The following is a 21709-nucleotide window of genomic DNA, read 5'->3' on the forward strand; positions in this document are numbered from 1 at the left end:
TCGAGGCATCCGCTCACCTCACTGCCATGGGCGCGAAGCCACCGGGAGGCCACCATGCCGTACGTCACCGCCGATGACGGAGCCGAGATCTTCTACACCGACTGGGGCGCCGAGGGCACCCCGGTGCTGCTGAGTCACGGCTGGCCGCTGAACTCGGACGCCTGGGCCGCCGCCGCCCGCTTCCTCGCCGAGCACGGGCACCGCGCCATCGCCCACGACCGGCGGGGGCACGGTCGCTCGAGCCGCACCTGGAACGGCAACGAGATGGACACCTACGCCGACGACCTCGCGTGCCTCGTCGACCACCTCGACCTCACCGACCTCACGCTGGTCGGCCACTCCACGGGCGGCGGCGAGATCGTGCACTACCTCGGCCGGCACGGCAGCGCGCGCGTCGCGAAGCTCGTGCTCGTCTCGGCGGTGCCGCCGCTCATGCTGCGCACGGAGGACAACCCGGAGGGCCTGCCGATCGACGTGTTCGACGGCATCCGCGCGGGCGAGGCATCCGACCGGGCCCAGCTCTACCGCGACCTGGCCGACGGGCCGTTCTTCGGCAACAACCGCAACAACGACGTCTCGCAGGGCACGCGCGACGCGTTCTGGCTGCAGTCGATGGCCTGCGGCCACCGCGCGGCCTACGAGTGCATCGCCGCGTTCTCGGCGACCGACTTCCGCGACGACCTCGCGAAGGTCGACGTGCCGACCCTCGTGATCCACGGCGACGACGACCAGATCGTGCCGTTCGAGGTCGGTGGCAAGCGCTCGGCCGAGATGGTCGACGGTGCGACGCTGCTCGTCTACGAGGACGGCGCGCACGGCCTGCCCGACACCGAACGCGACCGGCTGCACGCCGACCTGCTCGCGTTCATCGATTCCTGAGACGGATGCCGCGGCATCCGACCCCGCCCCGACCCGACGCACCCCACTCCCGGAAGGACACCGATCATGACCGATGAGACCACCCCCGACGCCGCCGCACCCGACACCATCGTGCTCGTGCACGGCCTCTGGATGACCCCGCGCAGCTGGGAAGGATGGAAGGAGCGCTTCGAGCAGAAGGGGTTCACCGTGCTCACGCCCGCATATCCCGGCTTCGAGATCGAGGTCGAGGCGTTGCGCGAGAACCCCGACGTGATCGCGAAGCTCACGGTGCCCGAGACCGTCGACCACCTCGCCGGCGTCATCGAGGCACTGCCGCGGCCGCCGATCATCATGGGCCACTCGTTCGGCGGCACGCTCACCCAGCTCCTGCTCGCGCGGGGCCTCGGCGCGGCGGCCGTCGTGATGGACTCCGCCCCCACGGAGGGCGTGCGCGTGACGCCGCTGTCCCAGGTGAAGTCGCTGTTCCCTGCGCTGAAGAACCCCGCGAACCGACGCAAGGCGGTCGCGTTCACCCCGGAGGAGTTCCATTACGCGTTCGCGAACACGCTCTCGCGCGAGGACTCCGACGCCGTGTGGGAGAAGTACGCGATCGCGGCGCCCGGCGAGTGGATCTGGGCCTACGGCCTCATCGCGAACTTCAAGCCCGGCATGCAGGAGACCTGGGTCGACTACGCGAAGGACCGTGCGCCGCTGCTGTTCATCGGCGGCGAGAAGGACCACATCATGCCGCCCTCGGTCAACAGGTCGAACGCGAAGCACTACGCCAAGTCGCCCGCGATCACGGAGTACGTCGAGTTCCCCGGGCGCTCGCACTGGATCTGCGCCGAACCCGGCTGGGAGGAGGTCGCCGACCACGCGCTCGACTGGGCGCTCGCCCACGCGCGGCCGGTGGCCGTGGGCCGGGCCTGATCGGAGCCGGCATGCGGCTGACCAGGATCGGCGGGCCGACCGTGCTCGTCGAACTCGACGGCTGGCGCGTCCTCGTCGATCCGACGTTCGACGCCCCCGGTCGGAGGTACGACTTCGGCTGGGGGACGTCGTCGCGGAAGACGATCGGTCCGGCACTCGGCCCGGACGAGGTGGGCCCGGTCGACCTCGTGCTCGTGAGCCACGACCACCATGCCGACAACCTCGACGACCGCGGACGCACGTTCCTCCGGTCGGCGGGCCGGGTCGTCACGACCCGGAGCGGAGGCCGGCGACTCGGGGCGGAATCGATCGTCGGGCCGGTGGACGGCCTGCGCGCGGGGGAGCACGTCACCCTCGCTGCGCCCCGGGCCGGGCTGCCCGACCTCGAGATCACGGCGACGCCGTGCCGCCATGGTCCGCCGCTCAGCCGCCCGATCGTCGGCGAGGTCGTCGGCTTCGCCGTGCGCCGCGCCGGGGAGTCCCGGGTGGCGCTGTGGGCGAGCGGCGACACCGTGCTGTACGCCGGACTGCGGCGCGCGGTCGGGTCGCTGGACATCGACGTGGCGATCGTCAACGTCGGCGGAGTCAGGTTCGGGCTGACGGGGCCGCTCAGGTACACGATGGACGGCCGGGAGGCGGTGGAGCTCATCGCCCTCGCCGCACCGCGCGTCGCGGCACTCGCGCACTACGACGGCTGGTCGCACTTCCGCGACGGCGAAGCGGGCCTGCGCCGCGCCGTGGACGGCGCCCGCCCGGAGATCCGCGATCGCGCTCGATGGCTGGTCGACGGCGTCGCGGTAGAGGTCTGACGCCGGGGCCCGCTCGCGCGGTCGGCCGGCCGACGCGGCGGGCGGCGAGGAGCGCCCTCGCGGTCAGCCCGCGCGCACCGCCGCGAGGCTCTCGCGCACGATCGCGAGGCCGCGACGCAGTTCGTCCTCGGTGATCGTGAGCGCGGGCAGGAACTTCAGCACCTCGTCGTGGGCGCCGGAGGTCTCGATGACGAGGCCGCGCTCGAAGGCGGCCTTCGACACGCGCCCCGCGAGCGTGCGGTCGGCATCGCACGCGATGCCCTGGAAGAGGCCGCGGCCGCGCACGACGAAGCCGAGGTCGACGTGCTCGGCGGCGATGGCCTCGAGCTCCTCCCGCAGCAGCGCGGACTTGGCGGCGACGCCGTCCATGAACGCAGAGTCGGCCCAGTACGTCTCGAGTGCGACGCGCGCCGACACGAACGCGAGGTTGTTGCCGCGGAAGGTGCCCGTGTGCGCGCCGGGCTTCCAGACGTCGACCTCGGGGCGCAGCAGCACCAGCGACATCGGCAGCCCCGAGCCGGAGATCGACTTCGACACCGTCACGATGTCGGGCACGATGCCCGACTCCTCGAACGCGAAGAACGCGCCGGTGCGGCCGACGCCGGCCTGGATCTCGTCGAGGATGAGCAGGATGCCGCGGGCCTCGGTGATCGCGCGAAGGCGTCGGAGCCACTCGGGGCTCGCGACGTTGATGCCGCCCTCGCCCTGCACGGCCTCCACGATGACCGCGGCGGGCAGGTCGAGGCCCGAGCCCGGGTCGTCGAGCATGCGCCCGAAGAGGTCGAGCGTGTCGACGTCGGGGCCGAGGTAGCCGTCGAACGGCAGCCGCGACACGTCGTCGAGGCCGACGCCCGCCGCGGCGCGGTAGTGGCTGTTGCCCGTCGTGGCGAGGCCGCCGAGGCTCAGGCCGTGGAAGGCGTTCGTGAACGCCACGACGTTCGACCGGCCGGTCGCCTGGCGGGCGACCTTCAGCGCCGCCTCGACGGCGTTGGCCCCGGTCGGGCCGGTGAACTGGAGCTTGTGGTCGAGTCCGCGCGGCGCGAGCACGAGTCGCTCGAACGCCTCGATGAACGCCTTCTTGGCCGAGGTGGCCATGTCGAGGCCGTGGATGATGCCGCCGTGCTCGAGGTACTCGATGAGCGCGCTCGTGAAGGCGGGGTTGTTGTGCCCGTAGTTCAGCACGCCGGCACCGGCGAAGAAGTCGAGGTACTCGCGGCCGTCGGCGTCGACGAGCGTCGAGCCCGACGCCCGGTCGAACACGGTCGGGAAGGCGCGGACGTAGCCGCGCACCTCGGACTCGCGACGGTCGAAGACATCCAGGGCGGTGGCGCTGCTCATGGCAGGGCGACTCCTCTCGAGGAAGGGACGGTGAGATGAGACTACGTCCTCAGCCCGGGAGTCCCGTGCACGCTGCATCCGGCGCGATTCAGCCGGAGGTGGGCGCCTGCCACGAGTCGCCGGGGCCGAGCAGCATGCGCCAGAGCCAGTCCGCCGCGGTCTCCACGGACGGACGCGGCTCGCGCGCGAGCCAGGCCTCGATGACGCCGAGCGCCGAGCCCGCGATGCCGGCGCCGACGACGTCGCGGGGGAGGCCCTCGAATGCCGGGGTGCTGGTCTTCGCGATGCCCTCCCGCACGATCGACTCGAGTCGGCCGCGAAGGCGCGCCATGACGATCGCGGAGCCGTGCGGCCCGAGCACGCGGCGGTACACCTCGGCATTCTGGTCGAGGTGTGCGAGGTAGTCGAAGAGCGCCTGCGGCGGGCCGGTGAGCGGCTCGGCGATCTCGGGCAGGTCGGCTCCCACGAGCTCGGCGGCCGCGTCGAGCGCGTCCGCGAGCAGCGTCTCCTTGTCGGAGTAGTGCTGGTAGAAGCTGCTTCGGTTCACGCCCGCCCGCGCCACGATGTCGGCGACGGTGACCTCCTCGAGCGGATGCTCGCGCGCGAGCGCGAACAGCGCGTCCTGGAGTGCGCGGCGCGTGCGTTCGACCCGGACGTCCATAGGGGGATTCTGCCAGCCGTCATCCACGGAGCATGCGAGTTCACCGACGAATGTCGGATTTCCGACATCCGTCGGTTATTCTCGATGCGGCTCGACGGCGCGCCGATCCATTCACGCGACCCGAAAGGCAGCCCGGCATGGCTGAACTCCTGTACCGCCTCGGCAGGTTCTCCTCACGGCGATCGTGGACCGTGATCACCGGGTGGATCGTGGCGCTCGTGCTCGCCGCCGGCGCATTCCTCGCGTTCGGTGGCACGTTGACCACGAGCATGAGCATTCCCGGCACCGAGACCGACCGGGTGAACGCCCAGCTCACGGACGAGCTCGACGGCCTGGGCGGTGCGGCCGGCACCGTGGTGTTCCAGACGGACGACGGCTCCGCCTTCACGGACGCGCAGGAGCAGCAGGTCGGCGAGCTGCTCGACGACCTCGCCGCCATCGACCGCGTCGACGACGTCGTCGACCCGTTCGAGGCGGCAGCCGACCGCGCCGACCAGGAGCAGCAGCTCGCCGACGGCGTCGCCCAGCTCGACGCCGCCGAGCGGCAGATCGCCGACGGCACGGCGCAGCTCGACGCCGCCGAGGCGCAGCTCGACGCCGGACAGGCCCAGCTCGACGCGGCGATCGCGCAGGCGCAGGCGGACGGCACCTACGCGTTCGCGGAGGCGCAGTTCAGCGCACAGCAGGCCGAGCTCGACCGGAACCGCGCCGAGCTCGACGCGCAGCGCGCCGAACTCGAGGCCGGGGCCGCCGAGCTGCCCGACCAGCGCATGCAGCTCGAGGACGGGCAGCGGCTCGTCGACGCGGCATCCGAGGTCCGCACCGTCTCGACCGACGGCGCGACCGCGACCGGCGTCGTGATGTTCGAGGACGACCTCTTCACCCTCCCCGCCGAGACCAAGGCGGCCGTCGCCGAGGCCCTCGACGCCGCAGGCATCGACGGGGTGCAGGTCGACTACTCGTCCGAGATCGCCTCGAGCATCGACGGGCTGCTCGGCCCCGGTGAGATCGCGGGCGTCGCGCTCGCGCTCCTCGTGCTGATCGTCATGTTCCGTGCGCTGCTGCCCGCGGTGCTGCCGATCGTCTCGTCGATCATCGGAGTGGGGGTCGGCGTCGCCGGCTCGCTCGCCTTCTCCGGTCTCGTCGACATGACCTCGGTCACCCCGGTGCTCGGCGTCATGCTCGGGCTCGCGGTCGGCATCGACTACGCGCTGTTCATCATGAACCGCCATCGCAGCCAGGTGCTCGCCGGCATGGAGATCCGCGAGTCGATCGCGCTCGCCAACGGCACGTCGGGCAACGCGGTCGTGTTCGCCGGCTCGACCGTGCTCGTGGCGCTGCTGGCACTGAACATCACCGGCATCCCCTTCCTCGGCGTCATGGGCACCGTCGGCGCGGCGTGCGTGCTCATCGCCGTGCTGCTCGCGGTCAGCTTCACGCCCGCCGTGCTCGGGCTCATCGGCATCCGGATCGTCAACCGCCGCGCCCGCGCGCAGATCGGCCACGAGGCGCACGCGCGGCCGGACCTGAAGCCCATGAAGACGGGGCGCGCGCTGCTCCGCGCGGCCCTCGCGATCATCGTGCTGCTCGTCGTCGCGATCCCCGCGCTGTCGATGCGCCTCGGCCTGCCCGACGGCTCATCCGAGGCCACGGACTCGACGCAGTACCGGGCGTACACGGCCGTCGCCGACGCGTTCGGCGCCGGCCAGAACGGTCCGCTCCTCGTGACCGCGGCGCTGCCGGAGGGGATCGCCGAGGACGACGTGCCGACGACGCAGGCGGACCTCGCCGAACTGCTCCTCGAGCAGGAGGACGTCGTCGCGGTCGTGCCGGTCGGCGTCTCCGACGACCGCGACTTCCTCGCATTCCAGGTCGTGCCGGTCGACGGCCCGTCGAGTGAGTCGACCGAGCAGCTCGTTCACGACCTCCGCGACCTGTCGCCGCTGTCGGCCGCCGCCGCTGGCGGCATCGCGGGCGTCGACGGCGACATCGACCTCGGCGTCGCTGGCCAGGCGAGCGGCAACATCGACATCTCCGAGAAGCTCGCCGGCGTGCTGCCGGTCTACCTCGCCCTCGTGGTCGGCCTCTCGCTCCTCATCCTGATCCTGGTGTTCCGCTCGATCCTCGTGCCGCTCGTCGCGACCGCCGGGTTCGTGCTCTCGCTCTTCGCCGCGTTCGGGGCCATCGTCGCGATCTTCCAGTGGGGATGGCTCGGCTCCGTGTTCGGCGTGCACGACCCGGGCCCCGTGCTGAACTTCGCGCCGATCATCATCATGGGGGTGCTGTTCGGCCTCGCGATGGACTACCAGCTGTTCCTCGTCTCGGGCATGCGCGAGGCGTACGTGCACGGCGTTCCCGCCCGCACCGCGGTCGTCGCCGGCCTCCGCAACGGCCGAGTCGTCGTCGCGGCGGCGGCGATCATCATGACCGCGGTGTTCGGCGGGTTCGTCTTCTCGCACCTCACGATGGTCCGGCCGCTCGGCTTCGGCCTCGCGATCGGCGTGCTCTTCGACGCGTTCATCGTGCGGATGCTCCTGATCCCCGCGGTCATGCACCTGCTCGGGAACTCCGCATGGTGGCTGCCGAAGTGGCTCGACCGGATCCTGCCGAACGTCGACGTCGAGGGGGCCGCGCTCGAGCGCAGCCACCCGGTGCACGGGTCGTCGGCGGCCGCGCGTGCCGGGGCGGACGCCGCTGCTGACGGGTCCGCGGAATCGGCGGAGGACGAACGGCAGACGGTCGGATAGTCGCCGACGGATCCCGGGCGCTCCGGTCGACCGTCAGGTGATCACGGTCTCCAGCCGCTGCGCGCGCAGCGCGGCGACGTACGCGAGCGCCTGGTCGAGCCTCCGGGGTCGCCGGATCCGCATCGCGTACCGGAAGCGCTCGCCCGGGGCGGCCGGGATCACGTTCGGGCTGGCGGCGCACGAGGCGTCGCCGAACCGGATGCTGATGCTGCCGTCGCCGTTCCTGATGAGGTCCCGGCCGGCGAAGCCCGAGCGGACGGGATCGAGGTGGCCCCCGTCGTCGAACTTCAGGATCGAGTAGGAGCCGCTGTCGGGATCGACGGGTGGCGGCTCGAACGTCCAGATGTCGCATCCGCTGCTCGTCGCCGTCGCCTCGAAGTACAGGCCGTGCTCGGCGGGGAGGCTGCCCCAGCCGAGGGCCGTGCCGACGAGGTGGGCGTCGCGATCCGTGTCGCGCCTGGTGCCGAACGCCGTCGTCAGGTCGACGTCGCCGGCGCGTCGCACGAGGCCCGCGGCGACCGATCGTCGCGAGGCGTCGTCGTAGGACCGCGCGCGGTACGGGTACGACGTCGCGGCGTCGATCCGGCGGGCGTCCTGGAGTTCGCGGGCGCGCGGGAGCCCGCTCTCGACGCCGGTGCGCCCGAGCACGTACAGGTGCGTGCCGCGGGTGAGGTCCGCATTCGCGACCGTCACCGATTCGCCGGGTCCGACGACGGCGAGCACGTAGTGGGCCTCGTCGATGAGCGCGTCGGCCTGGTACTCGTCCGACGGCGCGAGCGACACCGTCGCGCGCCGGGTCACGTCGACGACGGCGTACGAATGCAGCACGTCGGGGTCCGGCCGGACCGCCGACGACGCCACGAACGGCTCGCGCTCGTGGTGGAAGCGGTTCACCGGCGTCCGCCTCGCCTGCGCCGCGAAGTGATGCGCGGACTCCGCCCGCGTGAAGTTCCGGTTGGTGACGCGACGCGGCATCGGCGGCCTCCCTGCCTGGTGGGGCTCCGCCCGACGGGCTCGGCCCGGTGGGCTCGGGTGCAGTCTGGCAAGGATGCGGCGAGGCGGGTAGGCCTTGCGGTCCGCGGCGTGCACGGGATCACGGCCGGGCGGGGCGCCGTGCGCAGACGGATGCCGCGGGGATCCCCCTCCCCGCGGCATCCGTGGCCCTCATGCCGGATCGATCAGTTCGCGACCCCGCCGCAGAGCACCGGCACCGTCGCCTCGAGCGGGATGCCCGCGCCGAGCGAGGACGAGCGGCTCGAGAACGGGTCGGCCGGGTTGAAGGCGTACGACCCGTTGCGGTCGAAGTCGATGCCGTGCACGACCACCTGGACGGTGCCCGCGTCGGTGTAGCCCGGAACGTCGGTGAACGTGCGCTGGTAGTACAGGTAGCCGTTCGCGTCCGCCATCGCGAACCGGTCGAGCGCCAGGGCGCTCGCGGGCGAGACGTCGCCCGTCGAGGTGAGCGAGGTCAGGATGCCGCCGTAGAACGGCGCGCCGTCGAGGACGGTGACGACGCCGTCGGGACCGGCGGCCGCGGGTCCGGGGCAGGCCATGTCGGTCGCGTCGCCGGGAACCCCGTGGAGGTGCATGGCGTGGGGGAGGTTCGGGGAGAGCCCCCACGCCTCCACCGTGACCTGCAGCTTGCCGTTGGGCAGCGCCTTGACCCGGGTCGTGCCGCTCGCACGGCTCTCGGGCACGTCGGCGGGCTGCACGGCGTCCAGGCTGTAGCTGTAGCTCGCGACCTTCTCCGACGGGTTGGCGTCGTGGCCGGCGTACGCGGCGGTCGCGCCGCCGAGTGCCAGGGCGATGGTCGCCGCCGTGGCGACGATGATGCGTGGTGCGTTCTTCATGTCGTACTCCCTCGTAGCGTCGGGCGTCGGGTCCGCGCCCGTGCAGGGGATTCGGAGCGGGGCCGCATCCGGATGGGATGGAGGCGCGCCGGGGTTCGGATCAGTCGAAGAACCGCACGCTCGTCACCCTCATCGCGTCGCCCTCGGTGCGGACCACGCACCGCACGAGGGCGTGGTGGGTGGCCCCGGAGTCATCGACGAACGTGACGGTGCCGGAGACGCGCTGCGCGCCATCCGCCTCCGCGACCTCGAGCGAGTCGGCGAGCTCGACCGCAGTGTGTCCGCGGCCCTCGAGGCGATCGGTCGCCGCAGCGCGGCACGCGGATTCCGCGGTGGCAGGCGTCGGGGGTGCGGCGATGGCGACCGCGACGATGATCGCGACCACCGCGACGACGATCACGGGTGCTGCGATGCGGAGCCACAACGGGATCCGGGCGAACCACCCTGCGGGCTGCGGTTCTGCGCTCATGGCGCGACCATACGCCGATCGGGCGCTCGCGGCATCCAGCGATGAAATGCAACCGAGCGGTTGCGTCTGGGCCCACGCTGTGCAACTCTAGAGTTGCAGTTCGAATCGAGAGGAACCATCATGGTGAGCATGACCGACAACCCGCCCTCCATCGTCGACGAGGGCACGTACTCCGTGCGACGCACCATCCGCATCGCCGCTCCCGTCGAGAAGGTCTGGGCCGCCGTCACCGAGCCCGAGCACATCTCGCGCTGGTTCGGGCGGACGGTGCTCGATGGCGCCGGCGTCGGCGCCGAGGGCACGATGACCTTCGAGGGCTACGGTGCCGTGCCGATCCGGGTCGAGGCGATCGACGCCCCGCGCTCGGTCACGTACCGCTGGGGCAACGACGACGCGCTCGGGCACCTGCCCGACCGGGTCGAGGAGGCCACCTCGACGGTGTTCACCTTCACGCTCCAGCCCGTGCCGGATGGAGGAGGCGCGGAGGGTACGGCGAGCGGCGGCACCGAGCTCACGGTCGTCGAGACCGGGTTCGACCGCACCTCCGACCCCGCGAAGAACATGGCCGAGCACGCCAAGGGCTGGGTCGGCGAGCTCGACAAGCTCGTCGCGCTGCTCGAGGGCGCCGCATGACCACGGGGACGCTGGTCCCGGTGTTCGCCGCGCTCGGAGACGAGACCCGGTGGAGCATCCTGGCGGCACTCGGCGAGGGCGACGCATCCGCGTCCGCCCTCGCCGGGCGCCTGCCCGTCACCCGGCAGGCGATCGCGAAGCACCTCGCGGTGCTCCAGGAGGTCGGCCTCGTCGAACCGATCCGCGTCGGCCGCGAGGTGCGCTACCGCGTGCTCGGGTCGCAGCTCGGCGAGACCGCTCGCCGGCTCGAGGCCATCGGCGCCGAGTGGGACCGCCGCCTGGCCGCGATCAAGGAGATCGCCGAGGGACTGTAGGACCCGCTGGACCAGGCGCTCGCCGGCGGCCCGACCGATGCCGAGGCTCGGCATCAGCCGGCCGGCCGGGTCATCCCGCTGCGTCGAGGATGACGTCGGCGACCGCGCCCGGATGGCTCATCATCGCGACGTGCGAGCTGTCGAGCTCGATCGTCGTCGCGCCGGCGCGCTCGGCCATGACCCGCTCCGCCTCCGGAGGGATGGTGTGGTCCTGCGAGGCGACGACGTACCAGCTCGGAATGCTCTCCCACGCGGGCTCGCCCGACGGGGTGAACAGCGCCTGCAGCGCCGCAGGGCGCTGCGAGGCGGCCATCACCGCGGTCTGCTTCCTGGGCAGGTCGGCGGCGAACAGCTCGTGGAAGTACGCCGGGTCGATGTAGCCGTCCGCGTCGCCCTCGGGCGCGCCGGGGTACGGCCGGATCACGATGTGGTCGGCGAGGTCGGTGTGCCCGCCGCCCAGCGCGTTGGCGTCGACCAGCCGCTCGCCCTCGTCGAGCGCGTAGGCCGCGACGTAGACGAGCGCCTCGACGTGCTCGAGGCCGGTCGCCGCGTTCGTGATGACCGCGCCGCCGTACGAGTGGCCGACGAGCACGATCGGGCCCTCGATGCTCTCGAGGATCGAGCGGACGTACGCGGCATCCGCCATCAGCCCGCGCAGCGGGTTGGACGCGGCGAGCACCGTGTATCCGCGCTTCTGCAGCCGCTCGGTCACGTCGTTCCAACCCGACGAGTCGGCGAACGCCCCGTGGACGAGCACGATGGTCGGCTTCGGTTCGGACGGTGCGCGCGCGACATCGGCCGCGGCCGGGATCGCGACCGAGATCACCGTCGCGGCGGCGACGGCCGCGACGGCGATCGCGACGCGGATCGGGCCACGACGGGACTTCTGGTTCGTGGCGTGCATGATGGACCTTCCTCACACTCCGGGACGGCGTTCTCAGCCCGGATGGGCGCGGCCGTCGGGACCCACACTCCTGCGAGGCGGAGGCACGCCGAACCACGCACGGCACGTAGTCGTGGTGGACGTGCGGGGTCCGAAGCGGCTCGGTCCGGCGTTCGGCGCGGCGATCCGGGGTCGGCGTACGCCGATGGAGCGTGCGTCGGCGAGAATGGAACCGAACGTTGACGATGACGACGAGGGTGATCGAGATGGGCGAGCAGCAGGTGGATGCGACGACGGATGCCTCCGGCGGCATGCACACGCCCGGGCACCACGCGATCGGATGCCCCGAGTGCTTCGTCGAGCTGCAGCAGAACCACGACTGGTGGAAGGCGCGTCCCGAGGGCTCCCGGCTCGTCGGCCTCGTGGTGCCGCGCGACGACATGCCGCCGATCCTCGAGCAGCGCGTCGCGCTCACGCGGTTCGGCGTCCAGATCCTCGACTTCCGCTACCCGACGCCCGACATGCCCGAGACGTGGGAGCAGCGCCTCGGTCGCCTGTTCGCCACGCTGCAGGCCGGCGACGTGCTGGTCGTCGTCAACGAGCTCGCACTCGGCCGGTCGCCCGAGGAGGTCGCCCGCACCATCCGCACCCTGCGCCGCCACAACCTCGTGGTGAAGGTGCTGGGCAGGGGCGCGCCGCACCTGGAGGACGCGCGCGGGTGACCGCGCGAGTCGACCGCCCATGACGTCGGACCGCCTCCTCGCCCGTTGGCGACTGCGGTCGCAGCTGCTCGCGTCCTCGGTCGCGGACGCGGAGACGGTCGTTCGGACGCTGCTCGGCGTGCAGGCGGAGAACCCGTCGCAGTCGGCATGGGCCGTCGCGACGCGCACGCACTCGCCCGATCGCGAGGACCTCGCCGGCGCGCTCGCCGACGGGCGCGTGATCCGCACGCACGTGCTCCGCCCCACCTGGCACTACGTGCACGCCGACGACCTCCGCTGGCTGCTCGAGGTCACCGCGCCTCGCGTGCTCCCTGTCGCCGACCGGCAGCTGCAACCCCTTGCCGAGCGGATGACCCGGCTCACCGATGCGGTCGCGTCGATGCTCGCGGCGACGCCCGACCGCACCCGGAACGAGGTCGCCGCGGGGCTCGCGGAGCGCGACCAGCCGCTGAGCGGCTTCGAGCTCATGCTCCTCCTCGCGCACCTCGAGCTGCACGGCATCGTCTGCGGGGGCGCGCCGCGCTCGGGGGAGCACATGTACGCGCTCCTCGACGACCGGGTGCCCGCCGGCCCACCCCGCGATCGCGACGAGGCGCTCGCCGAGCTCGCCGCTCGATACCTCTCGTCGCACGGTCCCGCGACCGAGCGCGACCTGGCCTACTGGGCGACGCTCACCCTGACCGACGCGAGGCGCGGTATCGCGGGCGCGGACGATCGGCTCGACTCGTTCGAGCACGACGGGCGGACGTTCTGGCACGCGGCCGGCGAGTCGACGCCATCCGTCGACCGCTCGAACCGCGGCGCTCGGGCCCACCTGCTGCAGGTGCTCGACGAGATGTACCGCGGCTACCAGGACTCGCGGTGGGTGATCGACGCCGGCGGGCTCGTCTCCCGCGCGCTCGGCGCGGCGATCGGCATGGCGCTCGTCGACGGGCAGATGCTCGCCGGCATGCGGCGCCGGATGGCGGCCGATGCGGTCAGGTTCGAGCTCACGCCGTACCGGGAGCTGCGGGCGGGGGAGCTCCGGGCGATCCGGGACGCGGCCGAGCGGTACGGCGGGTACCTCGGGCTCGCGCCGCGGCTGGAGTTCGTCGGGTAGCTGCCGCGCCCCGGGTCAGCGCCGCGGGCTCGGCGGACGCCGGCGCTCCCAGGCGCCGGCGATGTGGGAGCGCATGGCCTGCTCGGCAGCACGGTCGCGTCGACCAAGTTCCCTGCTGGTCCGTCGCGACCCGCTCACGCAGCCAGCCGGATCACCGCCCGAGCGATCGCGCACACGATGTCGCGCGAGTACGACGTGTCCGTGACCTGGTCGGTGCCGCGATGGTAGTTCGGATTCGGGTCGGCGCCCGGTTCGGTCGGCAGGTTGGCGAAGAAGTCCTCGCTCACCAGTACTGCGCCCCAACCCTGCTGCTGGAACGCTGCGTGGTCGGAGCGATTGATCGCGCCGTCCGAGACGTCCCGGTCAGGGGAACCGCCGTGCCCGGTGCCGCGATAGACCTGTGCCGGCGCCAGGGCCCCGTAGCTCGCCGCAGCATCCGCCACGACCTGCGCGGTGGGCAGCCCGAGGTCCCGCACCGCGGGATCGGTGTATCCGGCGTGGATCTCGAATATCCGGTTCGCGTCGGAGTTGTAGCCCATCATGTCCGTGCAGATCACCGCCTCGACCGGCGCGCCCATGGACTTCAGCAGCCCCGCGTAGGCCTTCGAGCCGACGAGGCCCGACTCCTCCGAGTTGAAGAAGCAGAAGCGCACGGTGTGCGTCAGGAGCCCGGCGAAGCCGGCGAAGTACCGCGCCAGTGAGAGCACGGCCGCAAGGCCCGAGCCGTTGTCGTCGCGGCCGGGCGCGGGATCGGTCGTCGGGTCGAACCCGGGTTGGAACCCTGCGGTGGAATCGAGGTGTGCGCCGACGATCACGAGTCGGGCGCCCCACCCCGGATTCGGACAACGCAGTTCCCACCATGGATACCAGGGGCGCAGCCCCAGGATCCGCTCGAGCTCGGAGCGCAGTTGCTCATCCGACAGACGCACCGGGTCGTCGCCGGGAAGACCGTCGCGCAGCAGCGACGCCGCATCGCCGGATCGCAGGTCGGCGCGGCCCATGGGTTCGCACAGCAGACCGCGGATGCGCCGCTCGACCTCGGGCCGGATGCGGAGGTGACCGGTTCCTGGGAGGTCGGCGATGATGTTCGACCGCGTCGCGCCGCCGTGGACGTAGTCGTGGCGGAACGGGCAGTAGCCCATCGCCCGCAGGTCGGCGAGCAGGGCGGCCTCGGCGCGCGCGTTGTCGGGATGTGCGACGTGGCGCGACGCGATCGGTCCCGCCGCATCGAGCGACGCCACCCCCGTGTAGCGGTCGAGGTCCGACGAGTAGTGCGCCGTCACGGTCGAGCACTTCGGACGCATCCATTGGGTCAGTCGCTGCCGGACCGGGTCGACGGGCACCGGCTCGAAGATCGCCGAGGGGATCCGGTCGAGGTCGAAGTCGACGACGGGCTCGACGTCGGCAGGCGGCGTCAGCAGCCCGGGGTCGGGTGGGAGGAACTCCGTGTGCCCGTGCCTGCCGTGCACCCCGAGGGAGTCCACGTCCTCGCCGGCGTCGAGCGCCACGAGCAGCTGGCCGGGCTCGACGTACAGCACCCGTGTCGTGTCGAACCCGGAGAGCGCCGCGCGGGCGCCCTCATCGCTCCCGTCGGGGCGGATCCAGACGAGGTCCTGCGTCGCCGGATCGTACGAGAGCGGATGAACCGCCAATCCGAGCGTCGCGGCCTCGACGAGTCGCTCCTCGGAGAACAGGCCGAAGATCGCCCAGTCGGCTCCCTCGGGCGCAGGCTGGAACTGCATGGGCACGACGTCACCGCCGGCAGCGAGCCGCTCGAGTGTGCCGCGCGGGCCGGCGACGCGTGCGGGCCGAGGATCGGCGCCGCGGGCGAGCATCGGCAGGAGCGCGGGATGGGCCGCGGGCACGAGCCCCGCCGCACGGGCCTCGGCGCGCAGGCTGCGGTCGGCGCTGACCAGCGCGGTCGTCGCGACGTGCTCGGCGGGCGCCGGCGCGGGCGAATGCCATTCGCCGCCGAGTCGCAGCGCTCCGACGGGTACGACCCGCGCCCCGATCAGCGAACGGGGCAGCTCGTCGATGAGGTCCGCTCCGTGCCTTCCGGGCACCGCGAGGATGACGTCGACGCCGATGGCGCGACCCGCGGCGACGGCGTCGCGGGCGGTCGTGGTCAGGTCGAGCCCGACCGCGCGGCCGTCGTGTTCGCGTACCGTGCCGCTGGCCTGGTCCAGCACGATGACGGCACTGGTGATGGGATGCATGGTGCTCCTCCTGGGGTCGGTCGCGTGGTCGCATGGAGAGCGGGCGGCGGGCCCGGCCCCGCCGCCCGCGGGTGCTCAGTCCTCGTCCTGCTCGAGGTCGAACTCCATCCGCACGGTCCGGATCCGACGGTTCCCGACGGTCCGCCCGTCCTCGCGCAGGAGGTCCAGGATCTCCTCGATGGTGGGCCGTGCCGCGGTCGCCGCATCGACGGCGCGGACCGCGGAAGCCACGTCGGCTCCGTCGCCGGCCGACTCGTCGTCGGAGTCGTACGGCTTGCGGTGGGGGCGCCCATCGCGGTCGGCCTCGAACGAGAGCCGGTACGTCATGCCCCCGACGAGGTCGTCGTCGACGTAGGTTCGCACCACGATCTCGTCGTCGCCCTTCGCGATCGCCCGCTTGACGTGTCCGGGCACGAGTCGCTCGCCGGGCTCGACGGCCAGCACGACCTCGCGCCGCTCGCGCGGTCCGAGTTCGAACTTCGCGCCGCCGTCCGACCGGACGTCGAGGTCCCAGCCGAGCTCTCGCAGGAACCGAGGCAGCTCGATCTCGAGCCGGACCGTCACGACACGGCGGAACGGATTGCGGATCCAGATCACGTGCTCGCGCAGCTGCTTCAGGATGCCGCGCAGGCTCGGGTACACCGGGCTGACGTTCCGCTGTCCGATGTTGTTGTCGAACGGCACGAGCCGGTGCTCCGGGATCGGTCCGGTGATCGTCGTGTCGTTGCCCGGATCGCCCGTCGCGTGGGCGATCGCGAGCAGGCACTCGTGGCCGACCTGGGTCGGCACGAACGTGAACGGGCCGACGATGGCGCTGCCGCCGGTTGCGATCGATGGCCCGGTCAGTGTGGGGGTCGTCATCGGCGTCCAGTCCCCCGGGAACGTGAGGCCCGATCCGGGGAGCGCATGGTACGCATCCACCCGGACCCCGTCCGCCGTCTGCGTGCCGCGGTTCTTGACGCGTACGTACATGTAGTTCGTGACGCCCACGATGGGCTGCTCGTGGGTGGTGCCGCCGTCCGGCGACCGCCGAACCCACATGTCCTGGCAGGACCAGTGGTTGGCCTGGTACTGGTACTCGCCCGCGCGCCCGTCGTCGATGTAGACGTCGACATCGGGCGGCAGCCCCTCGGTGCTGACCGTGTTCGGCTGTCCGGGTGCCGCTCCCGGCTGGAAGAGCCCCTGCTTCTCGAACGCCCAGCGGACGACCTTGTGCAGCGCGCCGCCGGCGATCCCCTTGAAGGTCGGGGTGGTTCGGTCCGCTGTCTGCAGCTGGCCGACGAACACCTCCGGGAACTGCGTCATCGCGGTCATCTGACCGATGGCCTTGAAGATCAGGAACGCCGCCGTCTCGGCCGCACGCTGCCGCGTGCCGAAGCTCGCCGCGTCGCCGCCGATGGAGCGGTAGAGGCGGAACAGCGTGGTCGAGAGCACCTGCTCGCCGCCGTACTGCGCGTTCCAGTTCGGTCCGAACCAGGCCCACCCGGCGGCGATGCTGCGGTCGTGGCGGCGGTCGAGTCCGGGTAGCCCGGCGTGGACCCAGGGGAAGGTGTCGAAGCGATCAGCGGCCTGCGAGTCGGGGTCGTTCAGGATCGAGGCCAGGCCGTCTCCGGCTGAGTGCGCGAAGCCGAAGTTGGGGCTCGACACGTGGTCCCACAGCAGACCGTGGCCGAACTCGTGCCACGCGACCCGGTTGGAGGTCGCGATGCCGACCGGTTGGCCCGGCATCATCCGACCGAACCGGAGCTCGAGGAGCCCGGTTCCGGTGGCGTTGCCGGGTGCCTGAGCGTTGATCGCATCGCCGAGGGCACGATGGTCGACGGGAACGGGGAAGCTCGTGCCGCCGAAGTACGCGGCGACATTGAACCCGAAGTCCTGCATCGTCCGGAACAGGCGATCGCAGTTGTGGTACGCGCACGTCGCGGCGAACTCGTCGGTTCGGACGTCGTAGCCGAACTGGCCCGTCGGCGTCGTGATCGTGGGGGGTGCCGCGACCGGAGCCTGGGTGTCGGCCACGCGGACGTAGTTCCCGGTCAATGGCTGCGGCGTGCTCGAGGCGATCCCGGCCATCGTCTGCGAGGTGCGGAAGGGGTTCAGCTGCGCATTCGTGGCCGCCGCGGTGATCGCAACGCCGTTCTGCGTCTGCGGATCCTGGTCGAACACGAGCCCGGTCGCTGCGGCGACGAGGGGTCGCAGGTAGAGGACGTCGCCGCTCTCGGGCTCGACGAGTGCGCGCCAGTTCACCGGCGCCTGGTCCGACTCGAGGGAGGCGCGGAACAGGATCTCATCGACGATGTAGTGCTGTCCCTTGGCGAGTCCGTCGATCGTGGTGGGCCTCAGTTCCGGGATCTCGACGCCCGGTCCGCCGATGCAGGCACCCTCCTGGTGCTCCTCTCGATCGTCGGGCTCGTACCGGTAGACGACCTGGCGTTCGATGCGCGCGTCGGCCATCCCCGGCAGCTCGAACCCGAGGTGCTTCTTGAGCGCGGGCTTGGTCACCCTGCGGGCATCGTGGGTCGGCTCGAGGGCCTCGGGGTTCTCGATCTCGACGGAGCCGTGAGCCGAGGACTGTGTGGACTCGAGCTCCATCGTGCGCCCGTCGATCTGGAAGCCGACGGTGGCGCCGAACACCTCCAGCCCCATGGCGGTCTGCCGGTACACGACGACCGGATTGCCCGCGATCTCGCGTTCTGCGGCGAACTCGAGCATCGGGGCGGAGGTGTCGGCTGCGAGGCCGGCGTCTCGGATGCCCGCGACGCGGGCGTCGGCGAGGCCGATCTCCTCTGGCATCGCGCGCAGGTAGTGGTCGGCAACCTGCTGCGCCGTGGCGTGTGGTGCGAGGGCCTGTGTCTCGGGCGTCGCCGGTCGCTGGACGAACACCACCTCGCCATACTCGTTGCGAACGACTGAATCGGCCATCTTCCCTGTCCTCTCGTGCGAGGGTCCTTCATCGTCTGGGGTCAGCGCGGAACCGGCCCGATCGGACGATGGTCCGAACGTGGCTGCGATTCGTGTGCCGGCCCGGGCACCACCGACATGGATGGGACGCGGACGCCCGGGTACACGCCGCCGCCCGGGAGTTCACCCTCGGATGAGCTCGACGTGCGATCGTGTGACTGGGTCATCGCCGGTGTTCCACGGTTTCGTCGGCAGTTCGGTGGGGCGGTCGCCTTCGGGTCGCCGTTTCGGACGTCGGGAGCGATCGCGGTCGTGCCCAACCTCGTCCGATCCGATGGGTTCGTCATCAGTGCATGCCCGGAGATCGGGTGCGGGGGTCCCGGATCGGGGAGGCGGACGCGGCGGATCAGCCGAGCAGGAAGTGCTGGCGACCGATCGGGCTCTTGACGCGCCCCCGACTTTCGGAGTAGCGTCGATCATGAAATCGGTCGATCGACCGAACGAAACGAGGGGGAAGGCGAGATGCCGACCAACACGACCGTCGCCAGCATCCTGGACGCGACCCGCCGACTGGTCGTCGACCAGGGATACGCGGCGCTCTCGACGCGCAAGGTCGCCGACCTCGCGGGCGTGCCGCTGTCGCAGATCCACTACCACTTCGGTTCCAAGGAACTGCTCGTGCTGAGCATGCTCGACGCCGAGAACGCGCAGCTGCTCGAGCGTCAGGGGGCCATGTACGCCGAGGACGAGCCGCTGTCGCAGCAGTGGGCGACCGCGTGCGACTACCTCGACGACGACCTCGCCTCCGGGTACGTGCGCGTGCTGCTCGAGATGATGGCCGCCGGCCTGTCCAACGACCTCATCGGCGAGCGCGTGCACGACATCATCCACGGCTGGTCCGAGGTGCTCACCACCGCCGCCCGCCGGCACGCCGATCAGGGCTTCTCGTTCGGGCCCCTCAGCATCGAGGAGGTCGTCGCGCTGACCTCGGCGGCGTTCGTCGGGGCCGAGCTCCTGATCCTCTCCGGCCACGAGGAGGACCTCCCGCTGCGCCCCGCCCTGCGCGCGATCGGCACCCTCATCGAGGCCGGCGAGCGCGCCATGGCTCGCCAGGTGGCGTGATGGAGGTCGCCACGCCCACGCTCGAGGGCGACATCGAGCGCGCCGGTGCGTCGATCCACTACGAGGTCTACGGCGACGACGGGCCGACGATCCTGCTGCTGCCCACGTGGGAGCTCGTGCACGAGCGCGTCTGGAAGATGCAGGTCCCCTACCTCGCACGGCACTTCCGCGTGGTCGTCTACGACGCGGTCGGCGCCGGCAACTCGTCCCGCCCGCTCGACCCCGCTCGCTACACGTTCGGCCACCGGGTGGCCGACGCGATCGCCGTCCTCGATGCCACCGGGACGGATGCCGCGGTGGTCGTCGGCTACTCGATGGGCGGCGAGATCGCGATCAACCTCGTGGCGATGCACCCGCAGCGGGTCCTCGGGATCGTCTCGATCTCGGGCCACCACCCGTGGGTCGTGCCGCTGTCGGAGCGGACCCCCGATGTGCCGTACGACCCCGTGGCGAACCCCGAGCCCGAGGGCTGGGGCAAGTTCGACTTCGACTACTGGCAGCGCGACTGGCCCGACTTCGTCGAGTTCTTCATGTCGGAGGTCGCCTCCGACCCGCACTCGACGAAGGCCTGGGACGACCTCGTCGAATGGGGGCTCGACCAGCGGCCCGACGTGCTCGCCTGGTCGATCACCGACGACTACGACGAGCTCACGGTCGAGGAGCTCCGGCGCCGCCTCGAGGCGCTCGAGATCCCCGCCCTGCTCATCCACGGCACCGAGGACCACATCACGTCCTTCGCGTCCTCCCGGATCATGCAGGAGATCATCCGCGGCGCCGAGCTCCTCGCCATCGAGGGCTCCGGGCACGCGCCGCAGGTGCGCTACCCGGTCCGCGTGAACCACGCGATCCGCGCATTCGCCGACCGCATCTTCGGCACGACCCGGCTCGACGGCACCTGGTGGGTGGGTCCCGGCCGCGCGCAGTCGGTGCTCTACCTCTCCTCGCCGATCGGACTCGGCCACGCCCGCCGCGACCTCGCGATCGCGCAGGAGCTGCGGGCGCTGCATCCGGACGTGCGGATCGACTGGCTGGCCCAGGACCCGGTGACGCGGGTGCTCGCGGTCGCGAACGAGCGCCTGCACCCGGCATCCGCCGCCCTCGCCAGCGAGTCCTCGCACATCGAGCACGAGAGCGGCGACCACGACCTGGCGGTGTTCCAGTCGCTCCGGAACATGGACGAGATCCTCCTGCACAACTTCATGGTGTTCGAGGAGGTCGTCGCCGCAGGGGAGTACGACCTCGTCATCGCCGACGAGTCGTGGGAGGTCGACCACTACCTGTTCGAGAACCCGAACCTCAAGCGCGGGGCGCTCGCCTGGATGACCGACTTCGTCGGCTACCTGCCCATGCCCGCGCGCGGGCCGCGCGAGGCGGCGGTGGCCGCCGACTACAACCTCGAGATGATCGAGCACGTCGAGCGCTTCGGCCGCATCCGCGACGCCGCGGTGTTCGTCGGCACGGCCGACGACATCGTGCCCGACGCGTTCGGCCCCGGCCTGCCGAGGATCCGCGATTGGACGGAGGAGCACTTCGACTTCTCCGGGTACATCACCGGGTTCGACCCGGCGGCGCTCGGCGAGAAGGCCGAACTGCGGGAACGGCTCGGCTACCGCGACGACGAGCGCGTCGTCATCGCCGCGGTCGGCGGGTCGGGCGTCGGCGCCTCGCTGCTGCGGCGCATCGTGGCCGGCGCGGAGGCGGCGCACCGCGCCATCCCGGGCCTGCGCATGATCGTCGTGACCGGGCCGCGCATCGACCCGGCGAGCCTCCCGCAGGTGCCCGGCGTCGAGTACCGGGCGTACGTGCCGAACCTGCACGAGCACCTCACGGCGTGCGACCTCGCCATCGTGCAGGGCGGCCTCACGACGACGATGGAGCTCACCGCCGCGAAGGTGCCGTTCATCTACGTGCCGCTGCAGGAGCACTTCGAGCAGCGCTTCCACGTGCGCGCGCGCCTCGACCGCTACCGGGCCGGCCGCTTCATGGAGTACGACGACCTGACGCCCGAGGCGCTCGCCGCGGCGATGGCCGAGGAGATCGGCCGGACCGTCGACTACCGCGATGTCGAGACGGATGGCGCGGCGCGCGCGGCGGCGATGATCGGGCGGTTGCTCTGAGCCACCGAGGCGGGCCGCGGTGCGCACCGCCCGTGCGCAC

General features: G+C 71.8%; 18 protein-coding genes. 10 read left to right on the plus strand and 8 right to left on the minus strand.

Annotated features, from left to right (window positions below; translation table 11 throughout):
• The first annotated feature begins 54 nt into the window (after positions 1-54).
• The 3 genes from ACFVHK_RS09455 to ACFVHK_RS09465 all read left to right on the plus strand — a co-directional run bounded on the left by ACFVHK_RS09455 (position 55) and on the right by ACFVHK_RS09465 (position 2600).
• Positions 55-879 (plus strand): alpha/beta fold hydrolase, encoded by an 825-nt coding sequence (locus ACFVHK_RS09455; protein WP_376928595.1) that lies wholly within the window; start codon positions 55-57, stop codon positions 877-879.
• Positions 880-945: 66 nt separating this feature from the next.
• A complete protein-coding gene (locus tag ACFVHK_RS09460; protein WP_376928596.1) occupies positions 946-1791 on the plus strand; it encodes an alpha/beta hydrolase in 846 nt (281 codons plus the stop codon).
• Positions 1792-1802: 11 nt separating this feature from the next.
• A complete protein-coding gene (locus tag ACFVHK_RS09465) occupies positions 1803-2600 on the plus strand; it encodes an MBL fold metallo-hydrolase (RefSeq protein WP_376928597.1) in 798 nt (265 codons plus the stop codon).
• Between the two features lie 63 nt (positions 2601-2663).
• Here ACFVHK_RS09465 and ectB read toward each other — a convergent pair whose 3' ends face one another.
• Together ectB and ACFVHK_RS09475 are read right to left on the minus strand one after the other, a co-directional pair.
• Positions 2664-3938 carry a diaminobutyrate--2-oxoglutarate transaminase gene (ectB, locus tag ACFVHK_RS09470; RefSeq protein ID WP_129233490.1) on the minus strand — a complete coding sequence of 425 codons (1275 nt, stop codon included), beginning with the start codon at positions 3936-3938 and terminating at the stop codon, positions 2664-2666.
• A gap of 88 nt (positions 3939-4026) precedes the next feature.
• Positions 4027-4599, minus strand: a complete 573-nt coding sequence (locus ACFVHK_RS09475) for a TetR/AcrR family transcriptional regulator (RefSeq protein ID WP_376928598.1) — start codon at positions 4597-4599, stop codon at positions 4027-4029.
• A gap of 137 nt (positions 4600-4736) precedes the next feature.
• On the opposite strand from ACFVHK_RS09475, the gene ACFVHK_RS09480 reads away from it, so the two are divergent.
• Positions 4737-7346: an MMPL family transporter gene (locus ACFVHK_RS09480; RefSeq protein WP_376928599.1), complete on the plus strand. Its 2610-nt coding sequence runs from the start codon at positions 4737-4739 to the stop codon at positions 7344-7346.
• 33 nt (positions 7347-7379) lie between these two features.
• Here ACFVHK_RS09480 and ACFVHK_RS09485 read toward each other — a convergent pair whose 3' ends face one another.
• The 3 genes from ACFVHK_RS09485 to ACFVHK_RS09495 all read right to left on the minus strand — a co-directional run bounded on the left by ACFVHK_RS09485 (position 7380) and on the right by ACFVHK_RS09495 (position 9665).
• Positions 7380-8321 (minus strand): hypothetical protein, encoded by a 942-nt coding sequence (locus ACFVHK_RS09485; protein WP_376928600.1) that lies wholly within the window; start codon positions 8319-8321, stop codon positions 7380-7382.
• A gap of 203 nt (positions 8322-8524) precedes the next feature.
• Positions 8525-9196 (minus strand): hypothetical protein, encoded by a 672-nt coding sequence (locus tag ACFVHK_RS09490; protein WP_129233488.1) that lies wholly within the window; start codon positions 9194-9196, stop codon positions 8525-8527.
• 100 nt (positions 9197-9296) lie between these two features.
• Positions 9297-9665 carry a hypothetical protein gene (locus tag ACFVHK_RS09495; RefSeq protein WP_376928601.1) on the minus strand — a complete coding sequence of 123 codons (369 nt, stop codon included), beginning with the start codon at positions 9663-9665 and terminating at the stop codon, positions 9297-9299.
• 129 nt (positions 9666-9794) lie between these two features.
• On the opposite strand from ACFVHK_RS09495, the gene ACFVHK_RS09500 reads away from it, so the two are divergent.
• A complete protein-coding gene (locus ACFVHK_RS09500) occupies positions 9795-10298 on the plus strand; it encodes an SRPBCC domain-containing protein (RefSeq protein WP_376928602.1) in 504 nt (167 codons plus the stop codon).
• Entirely contained in the window at positions 10295-10612 is a 318-nt protein-coding gene (locus tag ACFVHK_RS09505; RefSeq protein WP_129233485.1) for an ArsR/SmtB family transcription factor, read from the plus strand. The genes ACFVHK_RS09500 and ACFVHK_RS09505 overlap by 4 nt, the downstream gene beginning before the upstream one ends.
• Before the next feature lie 70 nt (positions 10613-10682).
• On the opposite strand, the gene ACFVHK_RS09510 is transcribed toward ACFVHK_RS09505, so the two are convergent.
• Positions 10683-11516, minus strand: a complete 834-nt coding sequence (locus ACFVHK_RS09510) for an alpha/beta fold hydrolase (protein WP_376928603.1) — start codon at positions 11514-11516, stop codon at positions 10683-10685.
• 224 nt (positions 11517-11740) lie between these two features.
• Here ACFVHK_RS09510 and ACFVHK_RS09515 point away from each other — a divergent pair, with 224 nt between their 5' ends.
• Positions 11741-12217: a dehydrogenase gene (locus tag ACFVHK_RS09515; RefSeq protein WP_376928604.1), complete on the plus strand. Its 477-nt coding sequence runs from the start codon at positions 11741-11743 to the stop codon at positions 12215-12217.
• 19 nt (positions 12218-12236) lie between these two features.
• The gene (locus ACFVHK_RS09520; protein ID WP_376928605.1) at positions 12237-13316 is read left to right on the plus strand and encodes a winged helix DNA-binding domain-containing protein; all 1080 of its coding nucleotides are present in this window, start codon (positions 12237-12239) and stop codon (positions 13314-13316) included.
• Between the two features lie 134 nt (positions 13317-13450).
• Here the strand turns inward: ACFVHK_RS09520 and ACFVHK_RS09525 are convergent, their stop codons facing one another.
• Together ACFVHK_RS09525 and ACFVHK_RS09530 are read right to left on the minus strand one after the other, a co-directional pair.
• The gene (locus ACFVHK_RS09525) at positions 13451-15532 is read right to left on the minus strand and encodes a M28 family metallopeptidase (RefSeq protein ID WP_376928606.1); all 2082 of its coding nucleotides are present in this window, start codon (positions 15530-15532) and stop codon (positions 13451-13453) included.
• Between the two features lie 75 nt (positions 15533-15607).
• Complete coding sequence (locus ACFVHK_RS09530; protein WP_376928607.1) at positions 15608-18451, minus strand: hypothetical protein; 2844 nt, start codon at positions 18449-18451, stop codon at positions 15608-15610.
• Between the two features lie 501 nt (positions 18452-18952).
• Here ACFVHK_RS09530 and ACFVHK_RS09535 point away from each other — a divergent pair.
• Positions 18953-19552 (plus strand): TetR/AcrR family transcriptional regulator, encoded by a 600-nt coding sequence (locus ACFVHK_RS09535; protein ID WP_129235175.1) that lies wholly within the window; start codon positions 18953-18955, stop codon positions 19550-19552.
• The gene (locus tag ACFVHK_RS09540; RefSeq protein WP_376928608.1) at positions 19552-21669 is read left to right on the plus strand and encodes an alpha/beta hydrolase; all 2118 of its coding nucleotides are present in this window, start codon (positions 19552-19554) and stop codon (positions 21667-21669) included. The genes ACFVHK_RS09535 and ACFVHK_RS09540 overlap by 1 nt, the downstream gene beginning before the upstream one ends.
• The last annotated feature ends 40 nt before the right edge of the window (positions 21670-21709 follow it).

The organism is Agromyces binzhouensis, from assembly GCF_042672355.1.
GTDB classification, from domain to species: domain Bacteria; phylum Actinomycetota; class Actinomycetes; order Actinomycetales; family Microbacteriaceae; genus Agromyces; species Agromyces binzhouensis.